Here is a 14,529-nt window from a genome sequence, read left to right on the forward strand (position 1 = left end):
TTGCTTGGTGACAATAGCATTGTGGTACCACCTGACTCCATCCCGAACTCAGAAGTGAAACACAATCGCGCCGATGGTAGTGTGGGGTCTCCCCATGTGAGAGTAGGTCATCGCCAAGCGCCTATTTGATGAAATAGCCCTGACATATTGTCGGGGCTTTTTCATTTTTGACTCATGACTTTTTAGCATTTCACTGTCATTTATCAGTTCCAGTTTTCAACACTGAGCCTAGGCTAGAGTGTTTTAGATCCCGATCTTTTTATAACTACATTTAAATCAACCAGAAACAAGTTGGCTTTGAATTGAGTTTATGCGTAAATTGTAATCCCTCTGGATGATCCGTCTTGTGGCTCGTGGAGTCCTTTTTTGTGAAGCTGTTGCAGCATCTCAGATCTTACTTTGTGCCCGGTATAATTCTGTTTCTTTATACTTGTTTACTGATTGGTACTTATCTATACGAACACCATCTACTGCTCACTGATACTTCACAAAAAGTCATTTCTCGTTGGACCAATGAACTGTCCAGAATGGATATGATTGTTGAAAAAACAATCAACGATCAAGATCAAACACGTATTGAAGATGAATTATTGTTTGTCAGCACAGATCTGGACTTGAAAACTTATCTGTTGCTCGATGCTACCGGCAAAATACTTTATGCCAATCATGCTATATGGCGGGGTAGTAATGCTGCGGAAGTGATTGATACTTTCTCACCTATGTTTCAGCACCAGGTTGTTAACGCAGCCTCATTTTCGACTCAGGTTGATTATGAACGGTCATTGTTAACTATCTACTATCCACTCCAGAGTGCCCATGCTGCTTTTGGTAAATATCCACAGATAATTTATTTAGAATATGATTTATATCCGGCAATTGCTGCCGCAGATAACGTATTCAAATCCCGCTTTATTCTGTCTTGGGGGATTGTTTCATTATTGCTGTTGGTTGTTTTGGGGCTGACTTATCTATCTTTTCTTAAACCTATCAAAATACTGATAAATTCAATTGGTAAAAATACAGTCCCCATCCCTTCTTTTTGGATTGCTGATGAGTTGGCGGTATTACAACAATGTCTGTTGCAGCACCAACAACAGCAGAATCGGTTAATCAAGCAATTGAAGGATAACGAACAACGATGGTTATTTGCTATTGATAGTACCCGCAACGGCATTTGGGATTGGAATATTGCCAGTCGTGATGTATTTCTATCTGATCGTTGGAAGGAAATGCTCGGTTTCAGGCCGGAAGAAATTGCCGATAGTTTTACTACCTGGAAGGAGCGCTTACATCCAGATGAAGCCGATCATGTATTGGCTGCACTGCAATCCTTCCTAGATGGTGAGACAGATCAGTTTGAGTTACTCCATCGCTTACGCCATAAGGATGGCCATTATCTGTGGATCCTTGATCGAGGAATGATTATTGCCTGGGATAATGCAGGCTGCCCCACGCGAATGATTGGTACTCATATGGACGTTTCTGAGGATATTAATAATCAGCAAACGTTAGCCCATCTTTCGTCATATGACTCCCTGACTAATCTGGTGAATCGAAATAGCTTGATGGAGCTATTGAAGAAGGCGGTGCATGTTGCTCACGCTACCAATAGTTATAGTGCCTTGCTCTGCTTGGATCTGGATAATTTTAAAATTATTAATGATGCTTTAGGGCACCATATCGGTGATCGATTATTGGTACAACTGGCTACTCGGTTATCTGACATGTTTGCAAAGCAAACTGTCGCGCGGCTCAGTGGCGACGAGTTTGTCATATTGCTTAATAACATCGGTCAGAATGAAGCGTCAGCGACAACCCAGGCATTAATGATTGCAGGTGAGTTGCGGCATGTTATTGCGGCAAGTTTTAACATTGACGGCAGACAGCTACATGTTTCAGCCAGTGTAGGTATTCACCTTATAAATACCGTGATGGAACTCAATGCTGAGGAGTTACTACGGCGGGTTGAAATGGCGATGTTTGCTGCTAAAGAAAATGGCCGGGATGGCTGTGTGGTATATACGGCAGAGTTGGAGCAACGCACCAACCAGAATTTGCTGCTGCAGAATGATCTACGTAATGCCATCAATCAGCAGCAATTGATGCTTTATTATCAACCCATTGTGCAACGTGATGGCAAAATTGTCGCGGCAGAGGCGCTTCTGCGCTGGTGCCATCCCAAGCTTGGTTTTGTTTCTCCGGCGGAATTCATCCCTGTTGCTGAACATAGTGGGCTGATCATTGAATTGTCCCGGTGGGTTATTGCTGAGGCGTGTCGTTTTATTAACTCCCTAGCAGCAAAAAATTGTGTTATTCCTCGGATTTCTATCAATATCAGCGCCAGACAATTTAATCATATTGACTTTGTTCCAAGCTTTCTCAGTGCAATCGCAGAATTTCAGGTTGCACCAGCCCAGCTGCAACTTGAGTTAACTGAACACCTACTGCTCACAGATTTGTCGGTGATCCAAGATAAATTTGAAGCCTTGCGACAGGCTGGAATCGCGGTTGCGATTGATGATTTTGGTACTGGTTATTCATCCTTGAGTTATCTGCAACACTTGTCTTTGACACAACTCAAGATAGATCAATCCTTTGTCAAACAGATAGGTTGTAGTCATAAAGCAGATGCGATTGTTTCTACCATTGTGAACATGGCACATGCGCTGGAATTACAAGTTGTCGCGGAAGGTGTGGAAACGCCAGAGCAACGACAATTTCTGTTAAATGTGGGTTGCGATAGTTTTCAAGGTTTTTTATGGAGTAAACCGGTTCCAGCAGCCTCGTTTACTGAGCTGTTAACGCAGGAATTTCTGCAGCCAGAGCATGGCAATCAATAAATCCGAAAAACTGCTGAAGTGCGGCATCTCGATAGCTATCTTTTTCGATGAGGAGCTCGTGGGATGCATGCGCTATCACCTTTAGCTGAGTCATTGCGCCAATAGCACGATGTTGCGCTTTGTTGTCCACAATTTGATCATTACCGGCTTGAAGGATCAATAAAGGCGTAGTGCTATTTGATGCGGCAACCTGTCTGGCTTGCTCACTGGCTAATAGACTTTCGAGCAGCCATTGGTTTGTGGGCGAACCTAGCTGGATTTGGGGATATTGCTGGTACAGCTGCAAGAGTCGTTCATAACGTTCGGTGCTGTGGGTCAGTTGATTTTTTTCAAAGGTGACGGGCTGATAATTGTGACCCCCTAGTACATAGTTGGGCTCTTTCCCCGGAGCATAGTTATTTAGGGTTTTTGCGAGCCATAGAATGAAACGACGGGGCAACGGTAGCTTAATGCCATACATTGGTGCACAAAAAACGGCCGCACTAAATACTGCTTGATGACGTTCTAGGTATAGCGTCCCTATTGCACTGCCCATGGAGTGACCTAGTAGAAATAACTGTGAATGCTTTGCAGGTTTTACTACGTGTTCAATGAAATACTCAAAATGGTCTACGTAACGACTGAAACGATCAATATGGCCTTTATGAGGGTTATGGGTCAGGCGACTGGATAACCCTTGGCCTATATGATCAATGGCATAAACGCTATAACCTTGTTGGTAGAGATCATAGAGCGTTTCTTGATACTTGAGGTAGCTCTCTACTCTGCCGTTACTGACAACTATCGCTTTATTTGACTGTGGATGCCGGGCAAAACAGTATGCGAGCGATAGACCATCTTCAATCGGTAGCTGCGACTGCGTCACTTGCTGCCAGAACTGCGTTAAATCTGTTTTATCCATGTTCTAGCATTTTCCATTGCATCAGTAATATTTGGGTTCATCAGTGTATCAGAGCAACAGCGTTTCCGAGAGTTTGGTTTTACAGACTGGTATCACGCCATGCTAGAATAGGTTGCACTTTACTAATACTCATAACAAAAAGGTAGTGCACATGATTGACGCTGCGATTCCCTTGGTGGATTTACACCGCCATCTTGACGGTAATGTCCGTATCGAAACTATCTGGCAATTGGCTCAGCAGCATGGCATCTCTTTACCCGTAACGTCTGTCGCGGCATTACGGTCAATCGTGCAGGTTCAGGGAACAGAAGCAAATCTATTAGCTTTTCTCAGCAAACTGGATTGGATGGTGGCTGTGCTGGCCGATCTGGATGCGGTTAAGCTGGTCGCTTACGAGAATGTAGTGGACGTGGCGCGCGCCGGGCTAGATTATGCAGAGCTGCGCTTTAGCCCCCACTACATGGCACAATCTCACGGATTACCGTTACAAGGTGTAGTGGAAGCGGTGATTGATGGTGTCCGGGATGGCATAAAACAGTATCCGGTTGCCATTAAACTGATTGGTATTATGTCGCGCTCTTATGGCGCAGCGAGTTGCTTACAGGAATTGGCAGCGCTACTGGCGTGTGCTGACCGCTTGGTGGCAATTGATTTAGCGGGTGACGAGCGGGGATTCCCTGGGGAGTTGTTTACCGAGCACTTTAAGCAGGTGCGGGATGCCGGATTACAGGTTACCGTGCATGCTGGAGAGGCTGCGGGCCCAGAAAGCATCTGGCAGGCGATTAACGAGCTCGGTGCTAGCCGCATTGGTCATGGTGTCAACGCGGTATCCGATCCCCGGCTCATGGAGTACCTCGCTGATCATCGAATTGGTATTGAGTCGTGCCCAACTAGCAATCTGCACACATCAACCGTTACTTCTTATGCAGGACATCCATTACGTGCATTTATTGAGTCAGGGATCTGTGCGGGGTTGAATACCGATGATCCTGGGGTCAGTGGTATCGATATTCTGCACGAATACCGAGTGGCTAATACTGAGATTGGCTTGAATTCTGCTCAATTGCGACAGCTCCAGCGAAATGGGGTAGAGATGGCATTCGTGTCTGATAGCGAGCGCCGAGCTCTATATGACCGTTGCAAAAACAAAGCCGACTGAGGTCGGCTTTGTTGCAATGGCGGCGGGCTAAATTACCCGAGAGAATTGCTGCTGGCGAGCTTTCTCTCGAAAGTACACGTCAAAACAGATACAGATGTTGCGGATCAACAGACGACCGGTAGGGCTGACTTCGATTTTACGGTCTTCGATAGTCACTAGCTTGTCATCGATAAAGGTCTGTAACAGCTTCAGATCTTCGGCAAAGTACTCGTCAAATTGAATGCCTAACTGCTGCTCCATCTTCGCCATGTCCAATTCGAAGTGGCATATGAGCTGCTTGATCACCGCGCGGCGGATTTCGTCATCACGGTTCAGTTTGCAGCCTTTCCACAACGCATGGCCTGTGGCTTCAATCGCTTCATAGTAAGGATGAATATCTTTTTGGTTCTGTGCGTAGCAATCGCCAATCTGGCTGATGGACGATACACCAAGGCCTAACAAGTCGCATTCCGGTTGGGTAGTGTAGCCCTGGAAGTTACGATGCAGACGACCTTCGCGCTGTAATTTCGCCAGCTCGTCATCAGGTTTGGCAAAGTGATCCATCCCGATGTACTGGTAACCCGCGCCAGTCAGTGTTTCGATGGTGTATTGCAGAATCTCCAACTTCTGTTGTGGTGTCGGCAGATTCTCTTCTTTGATTTTCCGCTGAGCAGCAAAACGTGCCGGTAGGTGTGCATAGTTGAACACGGATAAACGATCTGGCGATAGTTCCAGAATTTTGTTAATGGTTTGGGCAAATGTTTCGGGGGTCTGATAAGGCAAGCCGTAGATCAGATCCACGTTAGTAGAAACAAAGCCCATGGCTTTGGCTTTGTTGATCAAGTCAAAGATAAACTGTTCGTCCTGCTCGCGGTTAACAGCGACCTGTACCTCTTTATTGAAGTCCTGTACTCCGATAGAAATACGGTTAAATCCGGCTTCTTTCAGCGTATCTAACATGGACAGTTCGATTTCACGCGGATCCACTTCAATAGAAAACTCGCCTTCATCGGCAAAATCAAAGTTAGCTTTGAGCAGTGAAGTCAGCCGTAGAATTTGCTCGGGTGACAGGAACGTCGGTGTCCCACCGCCCCAATGCATCTGAGTGACTTTGTAATGCTTGAACAGTGGCGCACGAGTCACAATCTCTTTTGCCAGATATTCAATATATTGATCCGCTTTGTGCTGATGACGAGTCACTATCTTGTTACAACCACAGTAGTAACATAGCTTGGCGCAGAACGGCACATGGACATACAGCGACAGATGTTCGCCTTTACTGTTGGCAATCGCCGACAGTAAATCGCTTTCAGTAAATGATTCATCAAACTCCAGCGCGGTGGGATAAGACGTATAACGTGGGCCGCTGTAGTTGTACTTTTCGATCATCGACTGATCCCAACTGATATGTGTGGGCTGCTTCAAGGCGAGTCCTCCGACAGTAATTTAGCAATGGGCGAAGTATGCGGCTTTATTAGTCTAATAACCTTGATCAAGGTTGAAAAAAAACAATCAGCCAGCAGGAAAGTAGCGAATATCCATGAAAAAGACGGCCATGTCTGCCGCCTTTTCCGGGTTTTGTGCACCGACTCACGCCATGTAACTGAGGTGTCAGAAACTTAACGACTGTAAAAGCATCGTTAATGGGTGACGGGTTCGAACTGAGTCATGCGCTTGGCTTCTAGCAGAATGTTTTCCTGTAACGCAGACTCTGATTTCATCCGCTGCAAGTCTAGGCGCATGCGCTCTTGCTTCTGCAGTTGCGCCCGAGCATCGCGTATCGGATGGCTTTTAATTACCTCAAAGTGTTCATAAAAAGCAGGGAATTCACCAGACACTCGCTCTGTCAGCGACAACAGCTCAAACAACTTGGCAATACGATAAACCCCTTCAGAGATTTCACAGCGGTCTTCTGTCATCGCGGCCGCAATATACCGGATATCGCCCAGCAGTTCTTGCCGTTTCTGCTCCAGCGCTTGTTGTTGAGCTTGTAGCGCGGCTTTGTTTGCTGCAGTTTGTTTTTTCAAGCGCAGCAACAAGATCGTCGCATACATACTCAGACCCGCGACAATCAGCATGGCGATGATAATCAGAATAATCTGCAAAACAACTCCTGTTTACTCTTTCTGATACTGTTGTAATTGTGCTACGCCAGCATCAAATTTATCTAGCAAAGCGTCATCAGTGTCATCACTGACAATATCAGCATCATCCAGATCTTCAATACCCAGTTTTTGCATCAAGGCTTCAATTTTTGCTAATTGTTGTTCCAGCCACTGCTGATCTGCCGCAGATAAATCCCGGCCTTCTTCCAACATATCCAGCAATTGATTCAAGCGTGGATCTTCTTCCAGTTGTAGCAATCTCTGTTCATCTGTCAGCTTCACTTTCGCTACTTTGGGCTGACTGGTTACCACTTCAGCACCCAATGCCACAGGTTTTTTGCTACCAATACGAGGATCTTTTGCCGTCTTTGAGCCCTTAGCGGTGACACTGCCAGCAGGGTTTTGGCGGCTACCGGCTTTGTTTCCGGAGTCCTGTTTTTTACGCGCAACGACTCGCTCTGATTTTTTGGTTCTTGGCGCATGTTTGGGGGCAGAATCACCTGCTTTACGCGTTTTCTTAATTCGGGTCATAACCTTCTCGACGATAAACTTAATGCTTCAAGCCTGGTTGCATGCTAACGGTTACTCACCATGCGTTACCGGGGCGCGTGTTATAGCAAATTATGATGCTTTTTGCATCAGAACAAAGTCCTTCTGAGCAAATATTAATTGTAGACAGCTATGTGCTGCCAAATATGCAAAGGTTTGTGGCTGATAAAAGCTCACATGGGTGGGATTGTTTTTGTAATGCCATTTGGCAAACATTGCCGTTGACTGCAAAAGTGGAGTAGAGATTGCCAACCAACCTCCAGGCTTCAATGCTTGCACAATTATCTGCCATTCTTTAGTGGGCAGGTGGAAATGCTCAAATACCCGGTAGCAACTGATAAAGTCGTACTGTCGCCGTAATAACTGATGTTCTGGTGCAAAAAATGGGTCGTACTGGTGTAGTTGGTGTCCCGCTTGCTGTATGGGCAGTAGCAATGCCGGGGCTAAGACTCGGCCGAAATTTAGACCTTCCAAGGCGTTGGATTGCAGCGTTTGCAGCTGCTGCAACAAGGTAGCAATGAATTGTGCCAACTGCTTTTGTTTACCGTCGCGACCGGCTCGACCATAGCGCTGTTTCTCTGCGGCAGGTAATAGGTAACTGCCTGGCGCTGCAAATACTAATGCACAGGTCTGACATTCAAAAAAGTGACGACGGCGATTGTCAAAGACCTGAGAGATATTGTCGTGGTAACAGAGCGGGCAGTGTTGCATCAGATACACAGGTGGCAAAAAAGATATTGAGATTATGCCATAAAAAAGCGGCAGTAGCCTGCCGCTCAATCGTGGTGTCCAACACCTGATCCATTGACCAGCTGTCCTTGCTGTATGAAACGACTCTCCCGGTCAAATCCCTGTTTTTTGTCTCGCTTCCTGCGTGTCGTTATTGGTAGTCTATAGACTTTTCTGGGGGTGAGGCGGTCTCCGCACTCATCAGCGTTGATGTGTGATTGCGGCACATCAACAAAAAACGTCCATCCGTAACGCCAAGCAGACCATCCTTGTCTGTAATGCAGAGCCAACCGACATTGATTATTTTTAGAGGTTATCGGCTCAGGGGCATCTGTATTCGCTGCCCATTAGAGACAATAATGTGATCTATGTCAAGCACTTTATGTTTACGTAAACGTCAACATAGTAATCTGTCATCAATCTGTCGGCATCTGGGCAATATATTCCGCCAATGCTTGCATATCCTGAGCGGTCAATTTGGCACTGGTATCCTGCATCATTCCCTGATAATCATCTTTACGATCACCATGTTTAAATTTTTGCAGTTGTTCAACGAGATAGTGTGGTGTTTGTCCTAGCAATGATGGAAATCCTGCCGCCGCCATCCCTTTGCCATCCGGCCCATGGCACGCTGCGCAAGCGGCAATATCTCGTGATAAATCCCCACCTTCAAATAAATTTTTACCTGCATCATCCGTCATAGCTATGGGCTTGGTAGCTTTGTGCACCGGTTGGTTTGCATAGTATTGCGCCAACTCTGCAATCTCTGCATCGGACAATGTTGCCGCCATGCTGCTCATGATGGGATCGGCGCGGCCCTCTTTATTATTGCTGTGGGCCGCTGCGCGAAAGGCTTGCAATTGACGCTGCAAGTATAGGGCTCGCTGCCCGGCCAGCGTTGGATATTCTTGCGCTAAACTATTCCCGTCAGTACCGTGGCAACCGCTGCAAATTGTGGCCTTCTCTGGCACAGTGGTGGCTTGCACCGTAAATAAACCTGAGGTCAGTAACAGTGTTGATCCCAAAAATAGACGTATTTTCATAACAACCAGCAGTTAAGTTTCTGAGACTGACTGCAGCCAGCCATTGACGTGGTAATATGACACAACTAAATCATTATTTTAATCAAATCTGGTTTGTCGCGCAGCCATGATGGCGATAACCACTGTTATTTACTGATGGAGTTGCCCTTTGACGACCCGTATCAATTTTCACAAAACTCGCTTTTTGATCAGTGCGCCGGATATCGCGCATTTGGAACAGCATTTGCCACAATCTTCGGCCATAGAGATCGCATTCGCTGGGCGCTCTAATGCGGGCAAATCCAGTGCGCTAAATGCACTTACAGATCAAAAAAGCCTAGCAAGAACCAGTAAAACGCCAGGGCGTACCCAGTTGATAAACGTATTTGCTGTTGATGAATGGCGTCGTTTGGTGGACTTGCCAGGGTATGGTTTTGCTCAGGTTCCTCAAGCGATGAAACTGAAGTGGCAGCAGGCTTTGGCAGAATACCTGCAACACCGGGAATGTCTTGGTGGCGTGGTAGTGTTGATGGATATTCGTCATCCTTTAAAAGATATGGACCGGCAGATGGTGGAGTGGTCGGTGTCCAGTGAATTACCGGTGCTGGTGTTACTGACTAAGGCGGATAAGTTGCCTCAAAGTGCGCGCATGAAAACCGTCAATGAAGTGCGTAGTGCACTAAAAGCGCTGCAAGGCGACGTGATAGTTGAACCTTTCTCGGCACTGAAAGGTACTGGTAAAGAAAAAGTGCTCTCAATCCTCGACAACTGGTGCCATCCGCAATGGTTACTGGATGCTATCAACTCTTCTTCTCCCTCCGAGTAACGTGTTGTTATTCAGATAAGAATAAAAAAAAGCCGAGGATCAATAGGATCTTCGGCTCAATACCATTAGCTCTTTTGGGGAGAAGCTAAATTTTCAACAAGACTCAAGTACCACCAAATTTGGGGTCTGATGGTAACGTTGAGCAGAATAGCGCAGATTAACTACAAATTAAAGTAATTACTCTAATTTAGATACAAAAAAATAGCCCCGGCAATTGCTTGCCGGGGCGCCAGAATTTGGCATCACTTAAAAGTGAAATAAAGGTCTGAAAGATAGAACATCTTAACCTCTGTACCCTACGGCCAGAATAATAGCGTATTAGACGTAATTTTGAAAACAGTTTTTTGTTTTACGTATAAATAATGCCTTATTGATCACATATGACAGCCAATTATCAGTGTGACTTTCTCTATTATTATGTTTTTAATGAAGTTATTGGTAATTTCTACGGATTGTAACAAAGAGATATTGATAAATTTATCAGGAAAATAGTGAGATTTTTGTACTTGATTGTTGCATAAAAAGTAAAAAAGCTGCCATCAGCAGCTTTTTCAGGAGACTAAAGATGACGATCAGTGTGCCTGTTCCCAACTATCGCCGATCCCCGCTTCTGCCAATAAGGGCACGTGTAGATCAGCGGCGGCAGCCATAAGTTTGCAAACCTGTTGGCGCAACTGCTCGGCTTTATCTTCATTCACTTCAAATACTAATTCGTCATGTACTTGCATGATCATGGTGATATCGTCATTGGCTTCCTGTTCGATCCACTTAGCAATGTTGATCATGGCTTTTTTGATGATATCCGCGGCGGTGCCTTGCATGGGTGCATTAATCGCTGCGCGTTCGGCAGCTTGGCGACGCATGGCATTACGATCACGAATTTCGGGTAAGTACAGGCGGCGACCAAAGAGTGTCGAAACATATCCCTGTTCCGCAGCCAACGCGCGCGTTTGTTCCATGTACTTTAGGACACCTGGATAGCGTTTAAAGTAGATATCGATATAGCTTTGTGCCTCGTTACGCGGAATATCTAGCTGCCGTGATAAGCCAAATGCTGACATTCCGTAAATCAGGCCGAAATTGACAGCCTTAGCCCGGCGTCTTTGTTCTGGTGTCACAGTTTCAAACGCAACATCAAACACTTCAGCGGCCGTGGCGCGGTGAATATCTTTACCTTCGGCAAAGGCCTTGAGCAATCCGGCATCTTCTGAAAGATGTGCCATAATCCGCAACTCGATCTGCGAATAGTCCGCTGCGAGGATCTTGCGGCCAGTTGGGGCTATAAATGCTTGACGGATCTTGCGCCCTTCTTCGGTTCGTACCGGAATATTCTGCAAGTTAGGATCGCTAGAGGATAAACGGCCTGTTGCGGCATTGGCCTGATGATAACTGGTATGAACCCGCCCGGTTTTGCCATTGACCATCAATGGCAGTTTGTCGGTATAAGTGCTTTTAAGCTTAGTTAGGCTGCGGTGTTCCAAGATAATTTTGGGCAACGGATAGTCCAATGCTAGCTCTACCAGCACTTCTTCGGCAGTAGATGGTGCGCCTTTGGGCGTTTTTTTGATGACCGGATACCCCAGTTTTTCAAAAAACAACTCTTGTAGCTGCTTGGGTGAGCCAAGATTAAATTGCTCACCCGCAACTTCGTAGGCTTTTTGTTCCAATGCATCGATTTTACGCGCCAGTTCATCGCTTTGTTGTGATAACAGCATGGTGTCGATTAACACACCGTTACGTTCGATTTGCGACAACACTGGGATCAGTGGCAATTCGAGTTCATTAAAAACTTCTGCCAAGCCTTGTTCTTTTTCGAGTCGAGGCCACAAGTGTTGATGCAAGCGTAAGGTGATATCGGCATCTTCGGCCGCATAAGGTGCGGCAATATCTAGCGGGATTTGATTAAAGGTCAGCTGTTTGGCACCTTTACCGGCGACGTCTTCGAAACTGATGCACTTATAGCCGAGGTACTTTAATGCTAGCCCGTCCATATCGTGACGTGAAGCGACCGAATTGAACACATAAGACTCCAACATGGTATCAAACTGAAGACCTTGCAGCTTAATTCCAGCATTGGCCAGAATGCTCATATCGTATTTGAGATTCTGCCCTACCTTTCGAATTTGCGGGTCTTCCAGCAACGGCTTCAGTTGCGATAACACATAATCTTTGGCGAGTTGTTTTGGGGCGCCGTCGTAGTCATGGGCGACAGGTAGATATGCGGCTTCACCCGCGGTAACCGCAAAAGACAGTCCCACCAACTCGGCATCCATATAGTTAAGACTGGTGGTCTCGGTATCAATGGCGATCAATGGCGCTTTGCTGAGTTTCTTCAGCCAGCGAGCTAAGGCGTCTTCGGTAAGAATGGTTTCGTAGTTGGCTTCCAGCGCTGCTGACTGTGACGGTTCCTCTGGTACAACGGTGGCAGCAGCACCAATGCTAGTGTGTTCGTGGTGTGGTAAGCGATTTTCCAGCACTTCACCCAACCAACGTTTAAACTCCATCTCGCCGTAGAGTTTCACCAGTGCATCACGGTCAGGTGCTTCAATATTGAGTTGCTGCCAGTCCAGTTCCAGCTCGCAGTCGGTCTTGATGGTAGCAAGTTGGTAGGACAGCTCCAGCATAGCCTTGTTTTCATTGATTTTAGCCGCCATGGATTTAGCACCGCGGAAGGCCAACGTTGAAACACATTCTGGATCAGCCAGTAACTGCGATACGCTGCCTGCGCCTTGTAACATCGCCAGTGCAGTTTTTTCTCCAACGCCAGGTAATCCAGGAATGTTATCGGCTTTATCCCCCATCAATGCTAATAAATCGATGATTCGGTCTGGGCTAACACCAAATTTTTCGCACACTTCTGCAGGCCCAAGAATAGTGTCAGTCATGGTGTTGATGAGGGTAATATTGGTGTCAACCAACTGCGCCATATCCTTATCGCCGGTACTGATGAGAACGGCTCTGCCAGCTATGCTGGCACGCAATGCTAAAGTACCGATAACGTCATCGGCTTCCACTCCTGGTTCACAAATCAGCGGTAAACCCAACGCTTTGATAATTTGGTGAAGCGGTTCAATTTGGCTACGCAGATCATCCGGCATAGGTGGGCGATGGGCCTTATACTGCTGGTACATTTCGTTGCGAAAAGTCGGCCCTTTGGCATCGAAAACCACCGCCATTTGCTGTGGTTGAAATTTGCTCAGCAAACTTCGCAGCATGTTCACTACGCCATATACCGCACCAGTGGCTTCACCCTTAGAGTTGGTTAGATGTGGTGGTGCGTAATAGGCGCGGTAAAGATAAGAAGAACCATCCACAAGGATTAAGGGATTTTCAGCAATTTTTGGCATAGTGGCTTAGTATTGTCTGCATTTAGAAGGCTTTTAAGCATGCCACAACAGGAGATTTTCAGCCATGACAAATTGCCTCGCAGCCTGTGGATAAGTCTGTGAGTTAAAAAGTACATAAAATAACGGCAAGATATGGAGTAAGCAGATCTCGTTATCTAATATTTTGATTTTTATAGATTATTTTATTTTTTGTGAGCTGGCTTCTGTTTTGTGTAAATCTTCCCGGTTGTGGATTTCTAAAAATTCCTTTTCCAGATTTACGGCGGAGGCTGAAGGTCTTCAGTACTCGCTGGAATAGAAGAAATAAATTAGCATGATTTTTGAGCGGATCAACACTTGTATAACCATTTATTAAACATAAATAACATAAAAGGAAATTTTTAATGAAAAAAATCGCAGTGCTGTTAAGTGGTTGTGGTGTTTTTGATGGCAGTGAAATTCATGAAGCGGTGCTGACACTACTGGCGCTCTCTAAAGCTGGTGTCAGCTATCAATGTTTTGCGCCAGATATTCCACAGTTGCACGTGGTGAACCATCTCAGTGGCGAGGTTGCATCTGAGCAACGTAATGTGCTGGTTGAAGCGGCTCGTATCGCCCGTGGTGATATTAAAGCAACGGCAGATTTAGAGGTCACGGCATTTGATGGGCTGATCATTCCCGGCGGTTTTGGTGCTGCTAAAAATTTGTGTGATTTTGCACTGGCTGGAGCTGACACCACATTGACTCCAGCAGTCGATCACTTCATTAGGCAGTTTATTGATGCCAAGAAGGTGATTGGTTTTATCTGTATTGCACCAGTGATGATCCCAAAATTATATGGCAAGGGAGCTAAAGGAACTATTGGTTCGGATGCAGACACGGTTAGCGCTTTTTGTGCCATGGGCGGCGAGCACATTGAGGCAACGGTTGCGGATATTGTAGTGGATAACGAGCGCAAAATCGTGAGTACTCCCGCGTATATGTTGGCGGGATCTATTGCCGAAGCCAACACTGGTATCGAAAAGCTGGTGACAAAAGTGCTGGAGTTGGCGTAACGGACGATGGCATAGCGTTGCGCTAGTACAGTTGAGCA

At 46.1% G+C, this 14,529-nt stretch carries 11 protein-coding genes and 1 rRNA gene; 5 read left to right on the forward strand and 7 right to left on the reverse strand.

The window, feature by feature from the left end; all coding sequences use genetic code 11:
* The first annotated feature begins 3 nt into the window (after positions 1 to 3).
* Positions 4 to 119: ribosomal RNA gene (rrf, locus tag J3L11_RS05160) — 5S ribosomal RNA — on the forward strand.
* A gap of 408 nt (positions 120 to 527) precedes the next feature.
* Positions 528 to 2,840: a GGDEF domain-containing phosphodiesterase gene (locus tag J3L11_RS05165; RefSeq protein ID WP_207570348.1), complete on the forward strand. Its 2,313-nt coding sequence runs from the start codon at positions 528 to 530 to the stop codon at positions 2,838 to 2,840.
* Here the strand turns inward: J3L11_RS05165 and J3L11_RS05170 are convergent.
* Positions 2,788 to 3,741 carry an alpha/beta fold hydrolase gene (locus J3L11_RS05170; RefSeq protein WP_207570349.1) on the reverse strand — a complete coding sequence of 318 codons (954 nt, stop codon included), beginning with the start codon at positions 3,739 to 3,741 and terminating at the stop codon, positions 2,788 to 2,790. The genes J3L11_RS05165 and J3L11_RS05170 overlap by 53 nt on opposite strands.
* A gap of 151 nt (positions 3,742 to 3,892) precedes the next feature.
* On the opposite strand from J3L11_RS05170, the gene add reads away from it, so the two are divergent.
* Positions 3,893 to 4,900, forward strand: a complete 1,008-nt coding sequence (gene add / locus J3L11_RS05175) for an adenosine deaminase (RefSeq protein ID WP_207570350.1) — start codon at positions 3,893 to 3,895, stop codon at positions 4,898 to 4,900.
* Positions 4,901 to 4,927: 27 nt separating this feature from the next.
* Here the strand turns inward: add and hemN are convergent, their stop codons facing one another.
* The 5 genes from hemN to J3L11_RS05200 form a co-directional block, all read right to left on the reverse strand.
* The gene (hemN, locus tag J3L11_RS05180) at positions 4,928 to 6,304 is read right to left on the reverse strand and encodes an oxygen-independent coproporphyrinogen III oxidase (RefSeq protein WP_133038308.1); all 1,377 of its coding nucleotides are present in this window, start codon (positions 6,302 to 6,304) and stop codon (positions 4,928 to 4,930) included.
* A gap of 215 nt (positions 6,305 to 6,519) precedes the next feature.
* A complete protein-coding gene (locus tag J3L11_RS05185; protein ID WP_207570351.1) occupies positions 6,520 to 6,984 on the reverse strand; it encodes a DUF2489 domain-containing protein in 465 nt (154 codons plus the stop codon).
* A 12-nt stretch (positions 6,985 to 6,996) separates the two neighbouring features.
* Positions 6,997 to 7,515 (reverse strand): Der GTPase-activating protein YihI, encoded by a 519-nt coding sequence (gene yihI, locus J3L11_RS05190; RefSeq protein WP_133038306.1) that lies wholly within the window; start codon positions 7,513 to 7,515, stop codon positions 6,997 to 6,999.
* 90 nt (positions 7,516 to 7,605) lie between these two features.
* A complete protein-coding gene (locus J3L11_RS05195; RefSeq protein ID WP_207570352.1) occupies positions 7,606 to 8,244 on the reverse strand; it encodes a methyltransferase domain-containing protein in 639 nt (212 codons plus the stop codon).
* A gap of 434 nt (positions 8,245 to 8,678) precedes the next feature.
* Positions 8,679 to 9,305, reverse strand: a complete 627-nt coding sequence (locus J3L11_RS05200; protein ID WP_207570353.1) for a c-type cytochrome — start codon at positions 9,303 to 9,305, stop codon at positions 8,679 to 8,681.
* Positions 9,306 to 9,453: 148 nt separating this feature from the next.
* Between J3L11_RS05200 and yihA the strand changes: the two genes are divergently transcribed.
* Complete coding sequence (yihA, locus tag J3L11_RS05205; protein ID WP_207570354.1) at positions 9,454 to 10,110, forward strand: ribosome biogenesis GTP-binding protein YihA/YsxC; 657 nt, start codon at positions 9,454 to 9,456, stop codon at positions 10,108 to 10,110.
* Between the two features lie 572 nt (positions 10,111 to 10,682).
* Here the strand turns inward: yihA and polA are convergent.
* Entirely contained in the window at positions 10,683 to 13,457 is a 2,775-nt protein-coding gene (gene polA / locus J3L11_RS05210; protein ID WP_207570355.1) for a DNA polymerase I, read from the reverse strand.
* Positions 13,458 to 13,840: 383 nt separating this feature from the next.
* Here polA and elbB point away from each other — a divergent pair, with 383 nt between their 5' ends.
* A complete protein-coding gene (elbB, locus tag J3L11_RS05215; RefSeq protein WP_207570356.1) occupies positions 13,841 to 14,491 on the forward strand; it encodes an isoprenoid biosynthesis glyoxalase ElbB in 651 nt (216 codons plus the stop codon).
* Positions 14,492 to 14,529: the final 38 nt, after the last annotated feature.

It is taken from the genome of Shewanella sp. 4t3-1-2LB (assembly GCF_017368415.1).
Taxonomy (GTDB): domain Bacteria; phylum Pseudomonadota; class Gammaproteobacteria; order Enterobacterales; family Shewanellaceae; genus Shewanella; species Shewanella fodinae.

Coding starts and splice junctions, on each gene's coding strand:
- add (WP_207570350.1), top strand. CDS start 3,893: ATGATTGACGCTGCGATTCCCTTGGTGGATTTACACCGCCATCTTGAC.
- polA (WP_207570355.1), bottom strand. CDS start 13,457: ATGCCAAAAATTGCTGAAAATCCCTTAATCCTTGTGGATGGTTCTTCT.
- J3L11_RS05195 (WP_207570352.1), bottom strand. CDS start 8,244: ATGCAACACTGCCCGCTCTGTTACCACGACAATATCTCTCAGGTCTTT.
- J3L11_RS05165 (WP_207570348.1), top strand. CDS start 528: ATGGATATGATTGTTGAAAAAACAATCAACGATCAAGATCAAACACGT.
- yihI (WP_133038306.1), bottom strand. CDS start 7,515: ATGACCCGAATTAAGAAAACGCGTAAAGCAGGTGATTCTGCCCCCAAA.
- J3L11_RS05170 (WP_207570349.1), bottom strand. CDS start 3,741: ATGGATAAAACAGATTTAACGCAGTTCTGGCAGCAAGTGACGCAGTCG.
- elbB (WP_207570356.1), top strand. CDS start 13,841: ATGAAAAAAATCGCAGTGCTGTTAAGTGGTTGTGGTGTTTTTGATGGC.
- J3L11_RS05200 (WP_207570353.1), bottom strand. CDS start 9,305: ATGAAAATACGTCTATTTTTGGGATCAACACTGTTACTGACCTCAGGT.